This window comes from Ensifer sp. EB106-03-01-XG145 (assembly GCF_058792075.1).
The window spans coordinates 1-15,029 of record NZ_JBYTEC010000049.1; the positions used below are offsets into that span (position 1 = coordinate 1).

Here is a 15,029-nt window from a genome sequence, read left to right on the forward strand (position 1 = left end):
ATGGTGATGGTCAACCTGCCGACGGCCGGCGTCGATTTCCATGTGCCGTTCGGCGGCCGCAAGGGCTCGTCCCACGGTTCGCGTGAGCAGGGACGCTACGCCGCCGAGTTCTATACCACCGTCAAGACGGCCTACACGCTCGCCTAAGGGGTGATGTTTCGAGGAATTGAACCATTTGGACTTCCGCTTTCATTTTCCAGTCAAGGAAATGCGGGGCCCACGGTTCCATTCCCTTCAAGGCGAGGGATTCACAGTCGGCCAATTTCGTCGCATTGGCAGGCGGCGATCGTCTTTAACGGGTAGTTCGAGTTGACGGCCTTTGGCCTGAACGGGCGCGCTAAGCAGACTCCGTTCGCATTCCGCGGTACGCGTAGAGGATTGAAAGGTTTACTCAGGCGCGACCTCAAGGCGCTGTTTCAGAAGCCAATCCCAAAGCTCGGGATCATTTAAGGCGGCCCGTTCGACGCCCGAGTGGTCCACGCCCTCCAGAACACTCAAACGAGCATTACGCTTCAGACCCACGAGGCGCTCGTACAGCACGACCGAATCCGACAAAGGGATGACTTCATCGTTCGTGCCGTGGAACACCCAGAAAGCTGCCTTTTCATTTGTCCTGCTAAGGTAGTGGCGATTACCGCCACCAGCGATCGGAACGACAGCGGCGAATGTTTCGGGAAACTGTTCTGCCATGGCCCAAGTACCGACCCCCCCGCGGCTGAACCCCACGACATAGACACGCGCGCGATCTACGCGATACTTCGAGATAACCTCGTCGAGTGCCGCCTCCACTTTCTCGATCGGATAAAGCAGTTCTTCACTCGGATTCTGAGGCGAAAACACTAGGAAGGGGAATGTCTTTCCATCCTCAATCAGTTTCGGAATGCCACTCGATTTGACTTTCTCGATATCGGTCCCGCCCTGATCGCCGCCGTGTAGCCACACAACAAGCGGATACGCGTTGCTGGACGAAGCATAGTCGTCGGGCGTGTACATCAGATAGTTGAGATCATTCTGTATGCTGGCGCTCGATCTGGCTGCCAACTGCTCGGCATGCGCCACGCCTGCACTACACATTCCCATTACGGCCGTGAAAGCCAGTGCCATGATGTTCCGCGTCATTCGACCACCTCCTTCATGATGTTGAGCCTGTCGGCACATCAAATGGAACCGAAGAACCAGAACTCAAGCCTTCCCACTCGGAGGATGGAAGTCGGCTGTGGGAAGCGTTCTCGCGGAAAGCCCCGGCAAACTCAGAAGCGCAAAGGTAGGAGTGTGTCCGATGCCGAAATTCGTAACGATTGGATATGGAGGCGAAGCCGGATTCGAGCGCCTTGGTAAAAGCCCCGCGAAAATCCAGTCTGCCAAGCGCCCTCCAACATGCTCTCGTCGGGCGCCTTCCGGACGCGACCATTGGCGAAGCAGACCGCCGGCTTCCAGGAGGCTCGCGCGGGTGGTGTGAGTGACCAAAATGAGGGCGCAATGCTTTCGTTTGCAGACTTAAGCGTGGACGCGCCTTACGGGCCGGACAGAACTGTGCTTCCACGAGCCCTGCAAGCCTGCTGTGATGTTCACCCTTGGGCCACGAGGATCGCATAGTGTATCAAGTGGGACGGCGCGATGGCCGGTATCTAGTCCGTTTTTTTGCCTGCGCATCATCTGTCTGGTTGCCAATTGCGCGGCGTGCGCGTGGCGTGATGGCCGCCTACCGGCGAGCCGAACGCGTCTCGCCGCCGTCAAACTCGGCCCTGACGATTGCGAAAGCCCGATGGCATGCCGACCGCGCGAGGCTACTCAAGCGCGCTCATGTTGAGAGTGCTGGGAGGGCCGGCTGATAGATGATCACCTGGTTGCGTCCATTCTTCTTTGCCTCGTACAGTGCTTCGTCCGCTTGCCGCTGCAACCCCTCTGAAGATACGGTTGCATCGCCGTGGTTCAGCACTGCCAGTCCGATGCTGACTGTGACATAAGCGCCAACGGTTGATCTTGGGTTTGGCAATGACGCAGCTTCGACGCGGCGTCGAATTCTCTCCGCCACCGACACGCCATCCTCCTGATTGGCATCCCGAAGAAGGATGAGAAATTCCTCGCCGCCATAACGCGCGACCTGGTCGCGATCGTCACGCAAGCAGCTCTGAATAATGCCGGCGACCTTTACCAGACACCGATCACCCTCGGCGTGGCCGAGACTGTCGTTAAGCTGCTTGAAGTGGTCGATATCGCACATCAGAATTGCTGCGCCCTGGGTTTGCGCGATCTCGTCGCTCCACACGCGACTGAGCGTTTCCATTATCCAGCGTCGATTTGCGATACCGGTGAGTGGGTCCGTTCGGGCGAGCAGCTCGAGCCGAGAATTTGCGTCCGTCAGTTCGCCAAGACGAGATCGGTCGCGTAGTTCGAGCAGAAAGGTCTTGTGCGCCAGGATGCCTGCAGTCCTGCGCGCAACAACGGTCGCGACTACCCCGCTTGCGAAGAAGAGCGCACCGGCCAGAGCATTCTCGGCGGTAATTTCCGGATTTTGCATCTGGAAGACAAGATATTGACCAAGCGCGAAGACGGCGACTGCAATCGACCGTTCGAGCGGGACGGGGAATATGATGATCGCGGTCACGGCGACAAAAAGCATGATCGTAAGGTGTCGCTCGTGATATTCGCCTCCCGTATTGACGCCGACCAGCGCGACCGAAAGCAGGATCAAAAACACACCAACGTGGAGCGCTACGCCCTCGATCCACGTCCCGCGCGGTTTCTGAAATACGATCGCAGTGAGGATTGCTGCCGGGGGCAGAATCGACGCCGGCAGAAGCATCTTCATGACGACTTCAGACGGAAGCAAGGCGGCATTGACTGCCAGCGTCAGGACGTCGAGGACCACCACCCACACCATCCAGGCACGGATAATCTTCGACGCCTGTGGCCACGACCGCGCGTGGAAGAGCCGGGCAAGTTCCGCATTAAGGCGAATATCGCGTGTGCGTCCCGCAAGAAGACGATCGACTTCGCTGACGACCGTCGGGGGCAATCGTTGGGCGGCTGGTGGCGCTGAAACCTCGCTCGCGCGTGAAACGCCTGATGCTCGTCGTGTATCCATGCTCTGGCCATCTAGGGGCGGATCAGACAATGGCAAGAATGTGCGGCCTGACAGTGATGGGCGTTACCGACTTGACTTAATGAGCCGGGCGGCAGCGTTTCAGTTCGATACATGGTGTCTGACTTGCCGCTGGTGACGCTCTCGGCGGAAGACATCTGATCATTAGCACGCGGTGACTGCGCCGGCTCTTTTCAGGTTGGTAGAACCTATGGAGCACCCAACCCCGCTCCGGTGGTTCGCACGGAACGCCCGGGATGAGCCGTGCTCAAAGCGAACGGATCAGGCGGAAGATCTCACTCGGAACCTCGGTCGTGATCTGGCGCACTTTCGCCCCCACGAGCGTACGCAGGATGGGGTCATTGATGTCCCGGCCGGGATTGACCGTCCAGGCGTCCGTTTCAATGCCGAGGTCGAGCAGGCGCGCAACGAGGGGAAAGCCCTGGTTTTCTGCGGCAACAATGGCGTCGAACCGGAGGTAGGCAAGACTCACGCCGGTGCTGCGCCGCTCGATGTGGCGCAGCAACCGCTCTGGATCGCGCAGGTCTCGCTGGCGGGAAACCGCCAGCATCGGATCGTAGCCGAGCCGGGCTCCGGGAATGGCCGCGGCGAGACGGCGTGCCTCATCCAGATGATGCGAACCGACGACGATGGCGTCCGCTAGCCCGGTGACGGCCGCTGCGGCATCGGCGACCGCCGAATCCGGAAGCGTGTGTCCTTCGAGCAGCTTGAGATCGAGCTGAAGGTTGGCCGATGGCGCTCTCGGTAGTCTTTGAAGCGGGGCCACGAGTTCGGCGAGCGACACGACCGGCGCGTCGGGATCAGGGGCGCCTGCTGCGTCCCGGTGAAAAAGCCCCGCCATCGATGCGATCGGCGTGCGCGGAACGCGGCCGCGGCCGGTCGTCGATGGACCGAGCGTCGCATCGTGGAGAACGGCGAAGCGGCCATCGGCGGTTCCGAGTATGTCGACCTCGAGGCTCGCGCCGAGCTGCCAGCCGAGGGCGAGGTTCGACCGCTTGAAGGGCGCCTCGGCGAGGTGCGTGCGCAGTTTGTGCCACTTGAGCCGGACAGGGCCATATGGGCCCTCGACGGCCACCGGCGCGTTCGACGTCTGGTTGCTCGTCTCAAACGCTGCCACTGGCGCGCCCTTCTCCTCTCCCCACCGAGAAATGGGGCGGCTGTCGCTCGATCGTGTCACGGCGGTCCACGAACATGCGCGCCCCCAATGAGCTTCTGTCGCGCCGTCTCGAACACAAGCGAGTTCTCGGGCAGGAAACCGATCTTTACCTGCTCGCCAGTCGAGTGCCCGGCGGACGAACCCTGTTCAAGCACGCGCACGGCGCCCATGCCGGTTTCGACGACATAGAGGATCTCCCGGCCCATCGGCTCGATCTGCACGATACGGCCGGCGAAGCCGGTATCGCCGATTCTGAGGTGCTCCGCCCTCAGCCCGACTGTCAGCGCCCCGGACGCGCCCTCGACCGGAAATCTGGCGCCATTCACGGTGATCGTGCCGGCCTCGGCTTCGCCGGCAATGAGGTTGATGGGCGGCGAGCCGATGAAGCCGGCAACGAACAGGCTCGATGGCCTGAGATAGAGGTCGTCCGGCGTCCCGACCTGCTCGATCCGGCCGGCGCGCATGCAGATGATACGGTCGGCCATTGTCGTCGCCTCGATCTGATCATGCGTGACGAGGACGGTCGTCACGCCGAGTTGCGCGTGCAGCGACTTGATCTCGGTGCGCATCGAAAGGCGAAGCGAAGCGTCTAGATTGGAGAGCGGCTCGTCGAGGAGCAGCAACTGCGGCTCCTTCACGAGGGCGCGTGCAAGGGCGACGCGCTGCTGCTGGCCACCGGAAAGCTCGCTGGGACGACGGTCCAGCAGTTCCGCAACACGGACAAGGTCCGCGGCGGTCTTCACCTTCGCGAGAGCTTCGTCGCGTGGCGTTTTCTTGAAGCGCAATGGAAACAGGATATTGTCGCGCACGCTCATGTGCGGGTAGAGCGCGTAGGATTGAAAGACGATGCCGACATTCCGGTCGCGTGCCTCTACTTCGTTGACGATATGGCCGTCAAAGAGGAGCTCGCCGCCGCTCGGAAGATAGATACCGGCGAGCATGAACAGGCTCGTCGACTTGCCGCAGCCGGAGGGGCCGAGAAGTGCGACGAACTCGCCGTCCTCAATGACGAGGTTCATATCGGGGATCACCTCGACGGCGCCGAAGCGCTTCACCACGTTACGGAACTCGATCTTCGCCATCTTCTCAGCCTTTCACGCCGCCGATCGACATCTGCATGAGATACCGCTGCGCGGCCATGTAGAGGATGAGACTCGGGACAAGGTAGAAAACTCCGACCGCAGAGACGACGCCGTAGTCCACTCCCATGACATCATCGCGCACCCAGTACATGTAGAGGCTCATTGTCCAATTGCTGTTCCTGATCAGGAACGTGAACACGAAGATGTATTCTTCCCAGCCGCGGATGAAGGTGAACACTGCGATGGCGAGGATGCCGTTCCTAACCTGAGGCAGCACCACGCTCACGAATGCCTGCCGTCGCGACGCGCCGTCGGTCAGCGCGCTCATCTCGATGTCCCATGGGACTGCGTCGAAGAAGCCCTTCATGATGAAAATCGCAAACGGCAGTTCGAAGGCGACAAGCACAAGTATCACGCCGGAAAGCGTGTCGAGCAGCCCGATCCAGTAGAGCATCAGGAACATGGGCACGATTAGCGTCAGCACCGGGAAAGCATGGAGCACCAGAAGCGAGCGCAGCATCGAGGAGCGGCCGGGGAACTGGAAGCGCGACAGGTAATAGGCTGCCAATGAGGCGACGGTGACGACGATGGCAGTCTGTGTGCCGGCGATCAGGATCGAGTTGCCGAAGGCATGCCAGACGTTGGGAAACTGGACGGCGCCTTTGACTTCGCCGATCCGCGACCTCACCACCGAGGCGAAGTCCGGCTCCCACAGGAAGATGAAATTGCCGAGGTGCAGGTCGGGGCCGACCAGCAGGGCAAAGGCGAAGATAGCGATCGCGGCGACTGCGGTAAGGCCGATCCATAACTGGCGCCGGCTTTGCGCGAGCGCGGCAGTGAGCCAGAAAGCGACGACGGACGGAACGACCACGGCCATCGAGCGCCACAGAACCGCCGTCTCGGCAACGCCGGTCCTGGCCGAGAACGCGATCGTGACGAGCCAGAAATAGGGGAGGATGATTGGCAGCGACACGGCGATCAGGAACGCGTAGAGGACGACCGCCTTGGCGCGCCGAACGCCACGCGCCCGCGCTGCCACTGCATCCCAATCGACTGGCGGTTCGGATGCCGCCGTGGACACCTCGGGGATCGCTTGCGCGGCCATCTCAATGCACCTCGATGCGCGGGCGCTGCAGCAGGCGCTCCATATCAAAGAAGCGCCAGCCGATGAGCGCGACGACGACGCCGATAACGATGAGAAAAAGTGCCAGCGCGGCTCCGTAGCCATATTGGCCGCTTTCGAAGGCGCGGCGGTACACGTAAAGTGCATAGACAGTCGTGTCGTAGAACGGACCGCCCTTGGTCAGGAGCAGGATGTATTCGAAGCTGACCAGCAGCGAAAGTGTCTGGTAGATCGTCACAAAGCTGATCGGCCAGCGCAGCGCCGGCAGGGTGATGAAGCGGATCTTTGCGAAGGTCCCGGCGCCGTCCACTGCCGCGGCGTGGAACAGGTGCTCCGGGATCCCGCGGATCGCGGCGGTGAAGATGATCATGCCCATCGAAGCGCCGATGAACCCGTTCGAGATGATGATGAGCGCGATCGGCGCCGAGGTCAAAAGATCAAGCGGCGCGTCGAGCCCGAACGCCTGCATCAGGAGCTGGTTTACGAGGCCAGCTTCGGTGGGGCTCACCGCCCAGAGCCAGAGCAGGATGTAGAGGACTGACGGGCTCATCCGCGGCAGCAGCCACACGCCCCGGAAGAAGCTGCCGGATACATTCCTAATCGCCGTGGTGGTGATAGCGAGGATCAGGCCAAAGGTCACGTTGAAGATCGCGAGGGTGCCGAAGACGTAGATGAAGGTCAGCCCAATGACCTGCGACAACCGGCGATCAGTTCGAAGGACCTTCTCGTACTGCTCGGTAGTGAACTCGCTGATGCGGAGCGAGCGGCTGAGGTCGGTAAACGACACTACTATATCGATGATCACGGGGACGCCGAAGAAGAGGACCGTCAGGACGATCGCCGGGCCGAGAAAGATCACGAAGTTCGTGCGTCTGCGCGCCGCCGACCCCGCATGGCCGCGCCGCTCGATCGTGAGTTCATCTGCTATCGTGGTCATCGTTTGGCTCTTACGGCGGACCTCGCAGCCGCCGACCCGGGCGCGCCCGGTCGACGACTCGAGTCCGATCGGACTTATTTGACGATCACGTCCTCGAGGGTGGACGAAGCCTCCTCGATGACGAAATCGGCTGCTTTCTCAGCTGACAACCGCCCCGATTCTATGCCTTGAATTCCGGCATAGATGATGCCGTTGAGTTCGCCGAACTGCGAGTTGTTCGGCAGGAACTTGGTGATCTTGAGCAGGTCGGTTGCCCTGGCGAGCGGCCAGGCCTTGGCATAACGCGGGTCTTCGAGTTGTTCGGGTTTGATGCCGAGATGCGTCGTTGTGACCGCGTGATCGGTGTTGAGGTCGGCCGCCGAAGCGTGGCCAAGTAGGCGGGCGGCGAGTTCAGGCTCCTTCGTGTCGGCAGCGATCGCATAGACGATCGGATGCGTCAGACTGACCGGTGAACCGCCCTTCTGCGGTGCAGGCCCAGCGATCCAGCCCCAATCCGCGAAGAAGGCCTTTTCGTCCTGAGGCAGCCCGTAGGTCGGGAACCCGACGCTGCCGAGATCCCAGATGCCGTACATCCAGAATGCGGCGTTGCCGGTGTAGAATTCCTTGCGCAGCGCATCGAATTCCATCGCCGTGTTATTGGCCGGGATGACCCCTTCCTTCACCCCGCGTTCGAACCAGCCGAAGGCGGCAGCGAGCTTGTCGCGCTCCAGGAGCAGTTTGCCGGTTTCGGGATCGACGAAGCCGCTGCCGTAGGCCTGGAAGACCATGATGTAGTCCGGACCCTTGTTCGGCCGGTGAAGCACACCGTATTGCGCTTTTGTCTTGTCGACGACCTGCTTGGCGATCTCCAGTACCTCGTCCATCGTCAGGTCGCCCGACAACGCACGCTCCGGCATGGCGTCGACAAAGGCAGAGTCGTAGCCGGCCTCGCGCAGGAGCTTCTTGTTGTAGAAGAACATTCTCGCCTCGGCGTCCTGCGGAATTGCGTAGGTGCCGTCGGGACACTTCGCCGATGACCAGAGCGACGGAAAGATCGTGCCGAAGTGTTGAGGGTATTTGGAGATATAGTCGTCGAGCTTGAGAACGAAGCCATCTTCCTGGAAGGCGCAGATCCATTCGTGTGCGGCGATGAATATATCGGGGCCTTCACCGATGCCGAATACCTTAAGAAGCTGCAGTGCGTCGTCGTCGAAGCCCTTGGCGGGGCTCTCGCGCACAGCAACCTCAACGCGCTTGGGGGAGCCTTCGGCCTCGAGTTCCTTGTTCAGCCGCTCGGCAGCCTTGACCACATTGCCAGGGCGCAGCGGCCCCGAAGGATCCTGACGCGACCAGAGCTCGAGCTTCACGGTTTCTTGCGCGAAGAGTGGCGTCGCCGAAAGGAACGCCGCACTGCCGCCCGCTAATGCCGCGCAGAGAAGCGCAGCAGTTCCGATTTTCCAGTGAATCATCCTGATTTCCTCCCGTGCCGCGGCACGCTTTTCATCGTGTCGTCATTGTTGTTGCAATGCTGTGCAACACGATTATGAATGCGCTTCGGAGAATGTCCAGCGGGGTCAAAGCAAGTGTCGGATACCAGAGACAGCAACCAGGGCCGCTTCGTGAGCGCCCAGGCAGTCGCCGAGCTTGCGGGTGTGTCCCGATCGGCGGTCTCGCGGGCATTCACCCCTGGCGCAAGCATCGCACCTGCAACGCGGGCGCGGGTGCGAGAGGCAGCTGCGGCGCTCGGATACCAGGTCAATGATCTCGCCCGCGGGCTTCTCGCCAATCGGAGCCGGCTGGTGGGACTCGTGACCTCCGACGCCGATACACCGTTCCGGGCCCAGATGATTTCGGCCCTCTCGTACGCCTTGATCGAGCGCTCCAACGTGCCGGCGATCATCAACATCGGGCCAACATCGGAGGATGTTGCGAATGCCAGCCGGCAGTTGCTGCGCTATCGGGCGGAGGCGACCATCTTCCTCTCTGGCTCGCCGCCGGCAAGCCTTGTCGAGGTCACGCGACGAAACGGACAGCCGCTGATATTGGTGAATCGAGCCGGGACTGGCCTCGACAGCGTCCATTGCGATGACAGGGACGGCGCGCAGCAGGCCTTTGAGGCCCTGCGCATGGCTGGAGCCTCCCGTTTCGCCGTGATCAACAGGGCGAATCCGAGCCCGAGCCTCTCCGCCCGCGAGCACGCCTTTGTTGAATTTGCCGCCGCTTCCAGATTCGAGACGAAGATCGTTCGGGTCGGCCGCGCCGACTATGGTGGCGGAAAAGAGGCGGCGCGACAGCTGCTGGCGAGCGGCCCGGCGCCCGACGCGGTTTTCTGCGTTAATGATCTCATGGCGTTCGGAACACTCGATCACATTCGCGGCGCGGGCCTGCGTGTACCAGACGACGTTTCCGTAATCGGCTTCGACGATGTGCCGGTCGCAGCGTGGTCCTCCTACCGTCTGACCACCCTGCGGCAAGATCCCCGGCGGATTGCCCGGGAGGTCGTATCAATTCTCGACCGGCGCCTCGCCGATCCCGATTTGCCGCCGATTTCCGTCTACTTCCCGGTCGAACTCGTCGTTCGCGAAACAGTCAGAGCGCGCTTGTAGAGAAGTCGCGCCTTACGATGGAGGAGCATATCGAATGGCCTTCAGCTTCCTTGCCCGCGACGCGGGACGTACTCATGTCTGCGGCCACCGCGGCTACAGCCTTCATTATCCGGAGAACACACTGCCAGCATTCGAAGCAGCAAAGGCTGCAGGGGCGACCACGGTCGAGATCGACGTCGTGCTGACCGCAGACGGTGAGCCGATCATTCTGCACGACCTGACCGTCGACAGGACGACAGATGGACACGGCTTTGCGGCAGACCTCCGCCTCGAGCAGATCCGCAAATTGGATGCGGGGGTTCGGTTTCATCCCGCTTTCGCCGGAGCGAAGATACCGACCTTGGCGGAGGCGCTCGATTGGGCGAAGGCGGACGACATGGGGCTTGTGCTCGAGATCAAGGAGGCAGAGCGGCCGGACATCGCTGTTGATTGCGTGGCAGCCTTGCTGAGATCGACGGGAACTGTCGATCGGGTCATTGTCATCAGCTTCGACCATGTGGTGCTGAAGCGCGCGGTCGAGCGTCATCCGGGCCTGCGGACCGAAGCCATTACGCATGCTCGCCACGCCGACCTAGTCGGGGTGTTGAAGGCGTGCAGCGCGAGTTCGGTCTCGATCGAGCTCGACATGTTCCGCCCCGACAGTGCGAAGGCGCTGCATGCAGCAGGCTTCAGCAACCGCGTACACGTGCCTCGCCCAGATGTTCTCGCCGAGTATTGGCGCGGCGGACGCGATCCGTTGCCGGAGCTCATGCAATGGATCGCCGACGGGCTCATCGACACGATCTCGGGTGATGACGTGCCCTTCATCGCCATGCTCGTCAGCCGCGCCGGTCGCGCCGGCTCAGCCTCCCCAAGGTGAGACGACACAGAAACTCTCGGCGATGGTCGAAGGCGTGCATGGGATATAGTGAGCGAGGCAGACCACAGATTCGAAGTCTCGTGGGGGCGGGCAGGCTGGTGTTCGGAACTGGGTACAATCCAGTTGCGGCCGCGCTCTTTTCGGCGAAAATAGGTGCCGGTGCCCTTCTGAACGGCCAGCCGATGAATGCGGGGACCGTTCGAAACGCTCACACAAGAAGCTGCATGGGCAGCTCTGAATGAGGGCCGAGAGTCGATGAAGGCCGTCTTCGTACTGTTTGATTCGCTCAACCGACACGTGCTCGCCCCGTACGGCGGAAAGCGGGTGCCGACGCCCAATTTCACCCGCTTGGCCGAGCGCACCGCGATGTTCGACCGCCATTATGTCGGCAGCCTGCCCTGCATGCCGGCGCGCCGCGACCTGCAGACCGGACGGCTCGGCTTTCTCCACAGGAGTTGGGGACCGCTCGAGCCGTTCGACAATTCCTTTCCCGAACTGCTGCACCGGGCCGGCTCCTACAGCCACCTCGTCACCGACCACTTCCATTATTTCGAGGACGGCGGTGCCACCTATCACACCCGATATGACAGCTACGACTTCATCCGCGGTCAGGAGGGCGACCCGTGGAAGGCAATGGTGCAGCCACCATGGGAGCGCTTGCGCCAGATGTATCATGAGCGCCAATTCAGCCCGTCGGCCCGCGACAAGTTTCGGCGCAACATCGTGAACCGCGAGTTCATCAAGGACGAGAACGAGTTCCCATCGGTGCGCTGCTTCGCCGCCGGGTTGGAGTTCCTCGAGCGGAACCGAACCGCCGACCACTGGCTCCTGCAGATCGAGACGTTCGACCCGCATGAACCCTTTACCGCGCCCGAGCGGTTTCGCGAGGCATTCAGGACGGGCTGGAACGGTCCGGTTCGCGACTGGCCGCGCTACGGCCGGGTCGACGAGCTGCCGGAGGAATGCGAGGAACTCCGCGCCAACTACTACGCCGTCATCGCGCTTTGCGATTTCCTCATCGGACAGCTTCTCGACTATTTCGATGCGCACGATCTTTGGCGCGACACCGCGCTCGTTGTCACCACCGATCACGGCTTTCTTCTAGGGGAGCACGATTTCTGGGCGAAGAACCGGATGAATATGTATGAGGAGATCGTGCACATCCCGCTCTTCCTGCACGATCCGCGCCGGCCGGGAAGAGCCGGCACCCGCCGGTGCGCTCTGACCCAGACCATCGATCTCGCTCCGACATTCCTCGATCTGTTCGGCGTGGAGACCGTTGCCGAGATGCAGGGGCACTCCCTCCTGCCGCTGCTCGGCGCCGATCGTTCGCTGCGGCGCGGCGCACTGTTCGGCTATTTCGGCGGTGCGATCAACGTGACGGATGGACGCTATACCTATCATCGCTTCCCGCCCGATCCTCGCTCTCAGGAGCTTTATCAATACACGCTGATGCCGACTCACATCTGGGAGCCGTTCACGCCGGAGGAACTCGCAGGAGCCTCGCTGGCACAGCCGATGTCCTTCACGAAGGGAGCGCCGGTCCTCAAGATCCCGGTGATCGAGAGGTCGCCCATGTTCGATAACTACGGTCCCGGCGCGCTCCTTGAAAGTGAAACCCGACTCTACGACCTCGCTGATGATCCAGGGCAGAATACGCCCCTTTGTTCCCCGGAGATCGAAGAAGCAATGACGCGTCTCATGCGGGATCTCATGCGCACCAGTGATGCTCCGCCCGAAGCTTTCGCACGTATTGGGATCGAAGCTCAGTAACGTAAGACGCTTGTCAGAACTGCCGTTCGCCCACCGACTTGGTCATCCGATTCAACTTGGAACGCGTTTTGCTACTCATGGTCACGGTCTGTTTCGGCCAACTGCCCGGATCAGGGCCAGCACCTCCCCCATAAAGCAGGTCGAGCGCGGAGGTCGCCTCGTCGGAAGGCCGATCTCGGCGACCATGTCGAACATGGGGTGGAGACCGAAGTCGGCACGCTTTCAATATCGACCGACGTTTTTGGCCAACGCTGATGTCATACCGGGCTTGAAGAATCGTGGGCATTGCATTGATCACGAAGTACACTTCTCTCATTACGAAAGGAAAGACCTATGAGCATGCATGAAGCGGGTCTCGACCGGCGATTTGCACTTGCGAAATCAATTGCCGAGGAGGCGGGGGCGCTCGCGCTCGACTACTTTAACAAGCGCGATACCCTGGTGATCGAGACCAAGCGCGACCCGCAGGATGTCGTCTCGATTGCCGACCGAAACGTCGAGATGCTGATCCGGGAGCGCGTCGCCGCGGAGCTTCCGGAGGATGGGTTCCTCGGCGAGGAATTCGGCCACATCGAGGGTGCTTCAGGCTATATCTGGGTTGTGGACCCGATTGACGGTACCGCGCCATTCGTCAACGGTATGTCGACGTGGTGTGTCTCGATCGCGGTTCTGCATGGCGGCGTGCCGGTGATCGGCATGATCCATGCGCCGTGCGACGGCGAACTCTATGCTTCGGCCGCTGGCAAAGGCGCGAGCCTCAACGGAAAGAAATTGAACCTCGATCCGTCTCGTACCATCCAGAACGCCATCACCGGCATTGGCTGCAATACCTATGTAGAACCGGAGCGGGTTGGCCAGATCATCGCCGCGCTGCTCCGCATGGGCGGCAACTTCATCCGCAACGGCTCCGGCGCACTGATGCTCGCCTATGTCGCGGCGGGTCGTCTGGTCGGTTATTACGAGCCACATATGCACGCCTGGGACTGCATGGCTGGTTACTGCCTGGTGAAGGAAGCCGGCGGCGACTACCTGTCCTTCCCGGGCGAGGGCGAAGCCTTGTTGAAGGGCCACCCAGTACTGGCCAGCAATCCGACGGCCTATGCCGATCTGTTGGCAATCCATAGCCGTTAAGCCTGTCGCAATTATTTGCCTGACACTTAAGTTGTTAGTGAAGAGGGGCTTCGGTTCAGTTTGAGGAGCATTAGCCCGTAAAGTTTTCAGTTCGCTTTGCGCTCAAAAGGAGCGTGCCGCGAAGGGGGCAAGCGCTCGCCATTACACGACCGCGTCGTCTAAATTTAGGCTAGCTCGCAAGCCGAGGATCATCCTCAATTTGTGTGGTGATTATTGTTGTTGAGCGGCAGCATGCGTGCTCTGAGGAGCTCCGGGCCTGCTCTGCTATACATCGCACGTTTGATCGTCTTCAGAGGCAGATTTTCGTGAGCGCAACCATCTGGCTGAAGGATATCGGCGGTTTCGACGACAGCAGCACCGCGAATGAAGCGTTGCGCCTTTTTTCCTGAGACGGATCGAACGAGTCCTCACCACATCTCAAAGGACACGGTGATCTGCGACGGGAATGGCGGCGCGAACAGTTTTGGTGTAGTCGAGGTCCAAAGTCACAGAGATGGACCCAACGCTATCGGGGCTTTGAGCAAGAATACGACCCCATGGGTCGATGGCTAGGGAGTGTCCCCAGCAGAGCTTTCTTCCCTGAGCGTGGGAGCCCGGTTTGGCCGACGGCCAGAAGATATGTCTGCGTTTCTGCGCGCGCGAAGCAAGACTTCCCAGTGGTCCCGCCCTTGCCTCAGTGAATGCTGCTCCAAAACACTGCCTGCCCGGCCCATGGGCGTTTGCGTTTGGAGCTGATCAAAGACATTTTCTCTGGTGGGAGAATTCGCTTCCCGACCCCTATGGCAGCTTACTGATACGGTTGATGAGTGATCTTGCCCTAGGGGCGCAATCCATCCTGCGCCTTTAAGTCTGCAAGAAGCTTGATGGACAGTGCATTGAGCTGCTGTTGCTCTGTCATCGTTAGCCCTGCCAAAGCGAAGCGTTCGTTTTCCACATGCTTGGCGAGCATCGCGTCGATCAACGAGATCCCTTTCGGCGTCAGCGCCACCAGTGTGCCGCGTCGATCGGTGGGATGGCTTCGCCGCACCACCAAGCCATCTCGTTCAAGTCGGTCGATGCGGGCCGTCATTCCGCCCGACGAGTGCATTGCCGCTTCATGGCAGCCAGCCAAGGCTCAACCGTCTTCGTCACTTACTTGATTGACCAGTCTATCAGGGCGTCGTCCTGCTCGTCCGCTGTCATTGCGCGGATTTCCCATTGACCTTTGCGCCAGCGTCGCCAGTGGAACTTCCCGTCCCTGCTGGCTTGATGCCATGCGGTCCAGCCAAGTACTCCCA

The 15,029-nt window shown here is 60.9% G+C and carries 14 protein-coding genes and 1 pseudogene; 6 read left to right on the forward strand and 9 right to left on the reverse strand.

Annotation, left to right across the window (positions count from 1 at the left end; all coding sequences use genetic code 11):
- Positions 1-147 (forward strand): aldehyde dehydrogenase family protein (locus AC3WWH_RS34245; protein ID WP_082566532.1); only part of this gene is annotated, 147 nt, incomplete at its 5' end.
- A 240-nt stretch (positions 148-387) separates the two neighbouring features.
- On the opposite strand, the gene AC3WWH_RS34250 is transcribed toward AC3WWH_RS34245, so the two are convergent.
- From AC3WWH_RS34250 to AC3WWH_RS34280, 7 genes are all read right to left on the reverse strand, one after another.
- Positions 388-1,119 carry a carboxylesterase family protein gene (locus AC3WWH_RS34250; RefSeq protein ID WP_058325195.1) on the reverse strand — a complete coding sequence of 244 codons (732 nt, stop codon included), beginning with the start codon at positions 1,117-1,119 and terminating at the stop codon, positions 388-390.
- A 682-nt stretch (positions 1,120-1,801) separates the two neighbouring features.
- Complete coding sequence (locus tag AC3WWH_RS34255) at positions 1,802-3,088, reverse strand: GGDEF domain-containing protein (RefSeq protein WP_058325196.1); 1,287 nt, start codon at positions 3,086-3,088, stop codon at positions 1,802-1,804.
- Positions 3,089-3,353: 265 nt separating this feature from the next.
- On the reverse strand, positions 3,354-4,223 hold the full coding sequence (locus AC3WWH_RS34260; protein WP_058325197.1) for a glycerophosphodiester phosphodiesterase: 870 nt from the start codon (positions 4,221-4,223) through the stop codon (positions 3,354-3,356).
- A gap of 56 nt (positions 4,224-4,279) precedes the next feature.
- Positions 4,280-5,344 carry an ABC transporter ATP-binding protein gene (locus tag AC3WWH_RS34265; protein WP_058325198.1) on the reverse strand — a complete coding sequence of 355 codons (1,065 nt, stop codon included), beginning with the start codon at positions 5,342-5,344 and terminating at the stop codon, positions 4,280-4,282.
- Positions 5,345-5,348: 4 nt separating this feature from the next.
- Positions 5,349-6,449, reverse strand: coding sequence for a carbohydrate ABC transporter permease (locus tag AC3WWH_RS34270; protein ID WP_058325199.1), 1,101 nt, complete (start codon positions 6,447-6,449; stop codon positions 5,349-5,351).
- Position 6,450: 1 nt separating this feature from the next.
- Positions 6,451-7,404, reverse strand: coding sequence for a carbohydrate ABC transporter permease (locus AC3WWH_RS34275; RefSeq protein ID WP_058325200.1), 954 nt, complete (start codon positions 7,402-7,404; stop codon positions 6,451-6,453).
- A 74-nt stretch (positions 7,405-7,478) separates the two neighbouring features.
- A complete protein-coding gene (locus AC3WWH_RS34280; protein ID WP_058325201.1) occupies positions 7,479-8,852 on the reverse strand; it encodes an ABC transporter substrate-binding protein in 1,374 nt (457 codons plus the stop codon).
- A 78-nt stretch (positions 8,853-8,930) separates the two neighbouring features.
- Between AC3WWH_RS34280 and AC3WWH_RS34285 the strand changes: the two are divergent.
- The 5 genes and pseudogenes from AC3WWH_RS34285 to AC3WWH_RS34305 all read left to right on the forward strand — a co-directional run.
- Positions 8,931-9,083 (forward strand): annotated as a pseudogene (locus AC3WWH_RS34285) (hypothetical protein); the annotation flags it as partial.
- Positions 9,084-9,182: 99 nt separating this feature from the next.
- Entirely contained in the window at positions 9,183-9,989 is an 807-nt protein-coding gene (locus AC3WWH_RS34290) for a substrate-binding domain-containing protein (protein WP_245299320.1), read from the forward strand.
- Between the two features lie 34 nt (positions 9,990-10,023).
- A complete protein-coding gene (locus tag AC3WWH_RS34295) occupies positions 10,024-10,848 on the forward strand; it encodes a glycerophosphodiester phosphodiesterase (protein ID WP_058325203.1) in 825 nt (274 codons plus the stop codon).
- A gap of 255 nt (positions 10,849-11,103) precedes the next feature.
- Positions 11,104-12,621 carry a sulfatase gene (locus tag AC3WWH_RS34300; RefSeq protein ID WP_058325204.1) on the forward strand — a complete coding sequence of 506 codons (1,518 nt, stop codon included), beginning with the start codon at positions 11,104-11,106 and terminating at the stop codon, positions 12,619-12,621.
- 333 nt (positions 12,622-12,954) lie between these two features.
- Positions 12,955-13,752: an inositol monophosphatase family protein gene (locus tag AC3WWH_RS34305; RefSeq protein ID WP_058325205.1), complete on the forward strand. Its 798-nt coding sequence runs from the start codon at positions 12,955-12,957 to the stop codon at positions 13,750-13,752.
- A 417-nt stretch (positions 13,753-14,169) separates the two neighbouring features.
- Here the strand turns inward: AC3WWH_RS34305 and AC3WWH_RS34310 are convergent, their stop codons facing one another.
- Both AC3WWH_RS34310 and AC3WWH_RS34315 read right to left on the reverse strand, forming a co-directional pair.
- Positions 14,170-14,409, reverse strand: a complete 240-nt coding sequence (locus tag AC3WWH_RS34310) for a nitrilase-related carbon-nitrogen hydrolase (RefSeq protein WP_113399480.1) — start codon at positions 14,407-14,409, stop codon at positions 14,170-14,172.
- A 160-nt stretch (positions 14,410-14,569) separates the two neighbouring features.
- Entirely contained in the window at positions 14,570-14,821 is a 252-nt protein-coding gene (locus AC3WWH_RS34315; protein WP_245299319.1) for a MarR family winged helix-turn-helix transcriptional regulator, read from the reverse strand.
- Positions 14,822-15,029 lie beyond the last annotated feature (208 nt).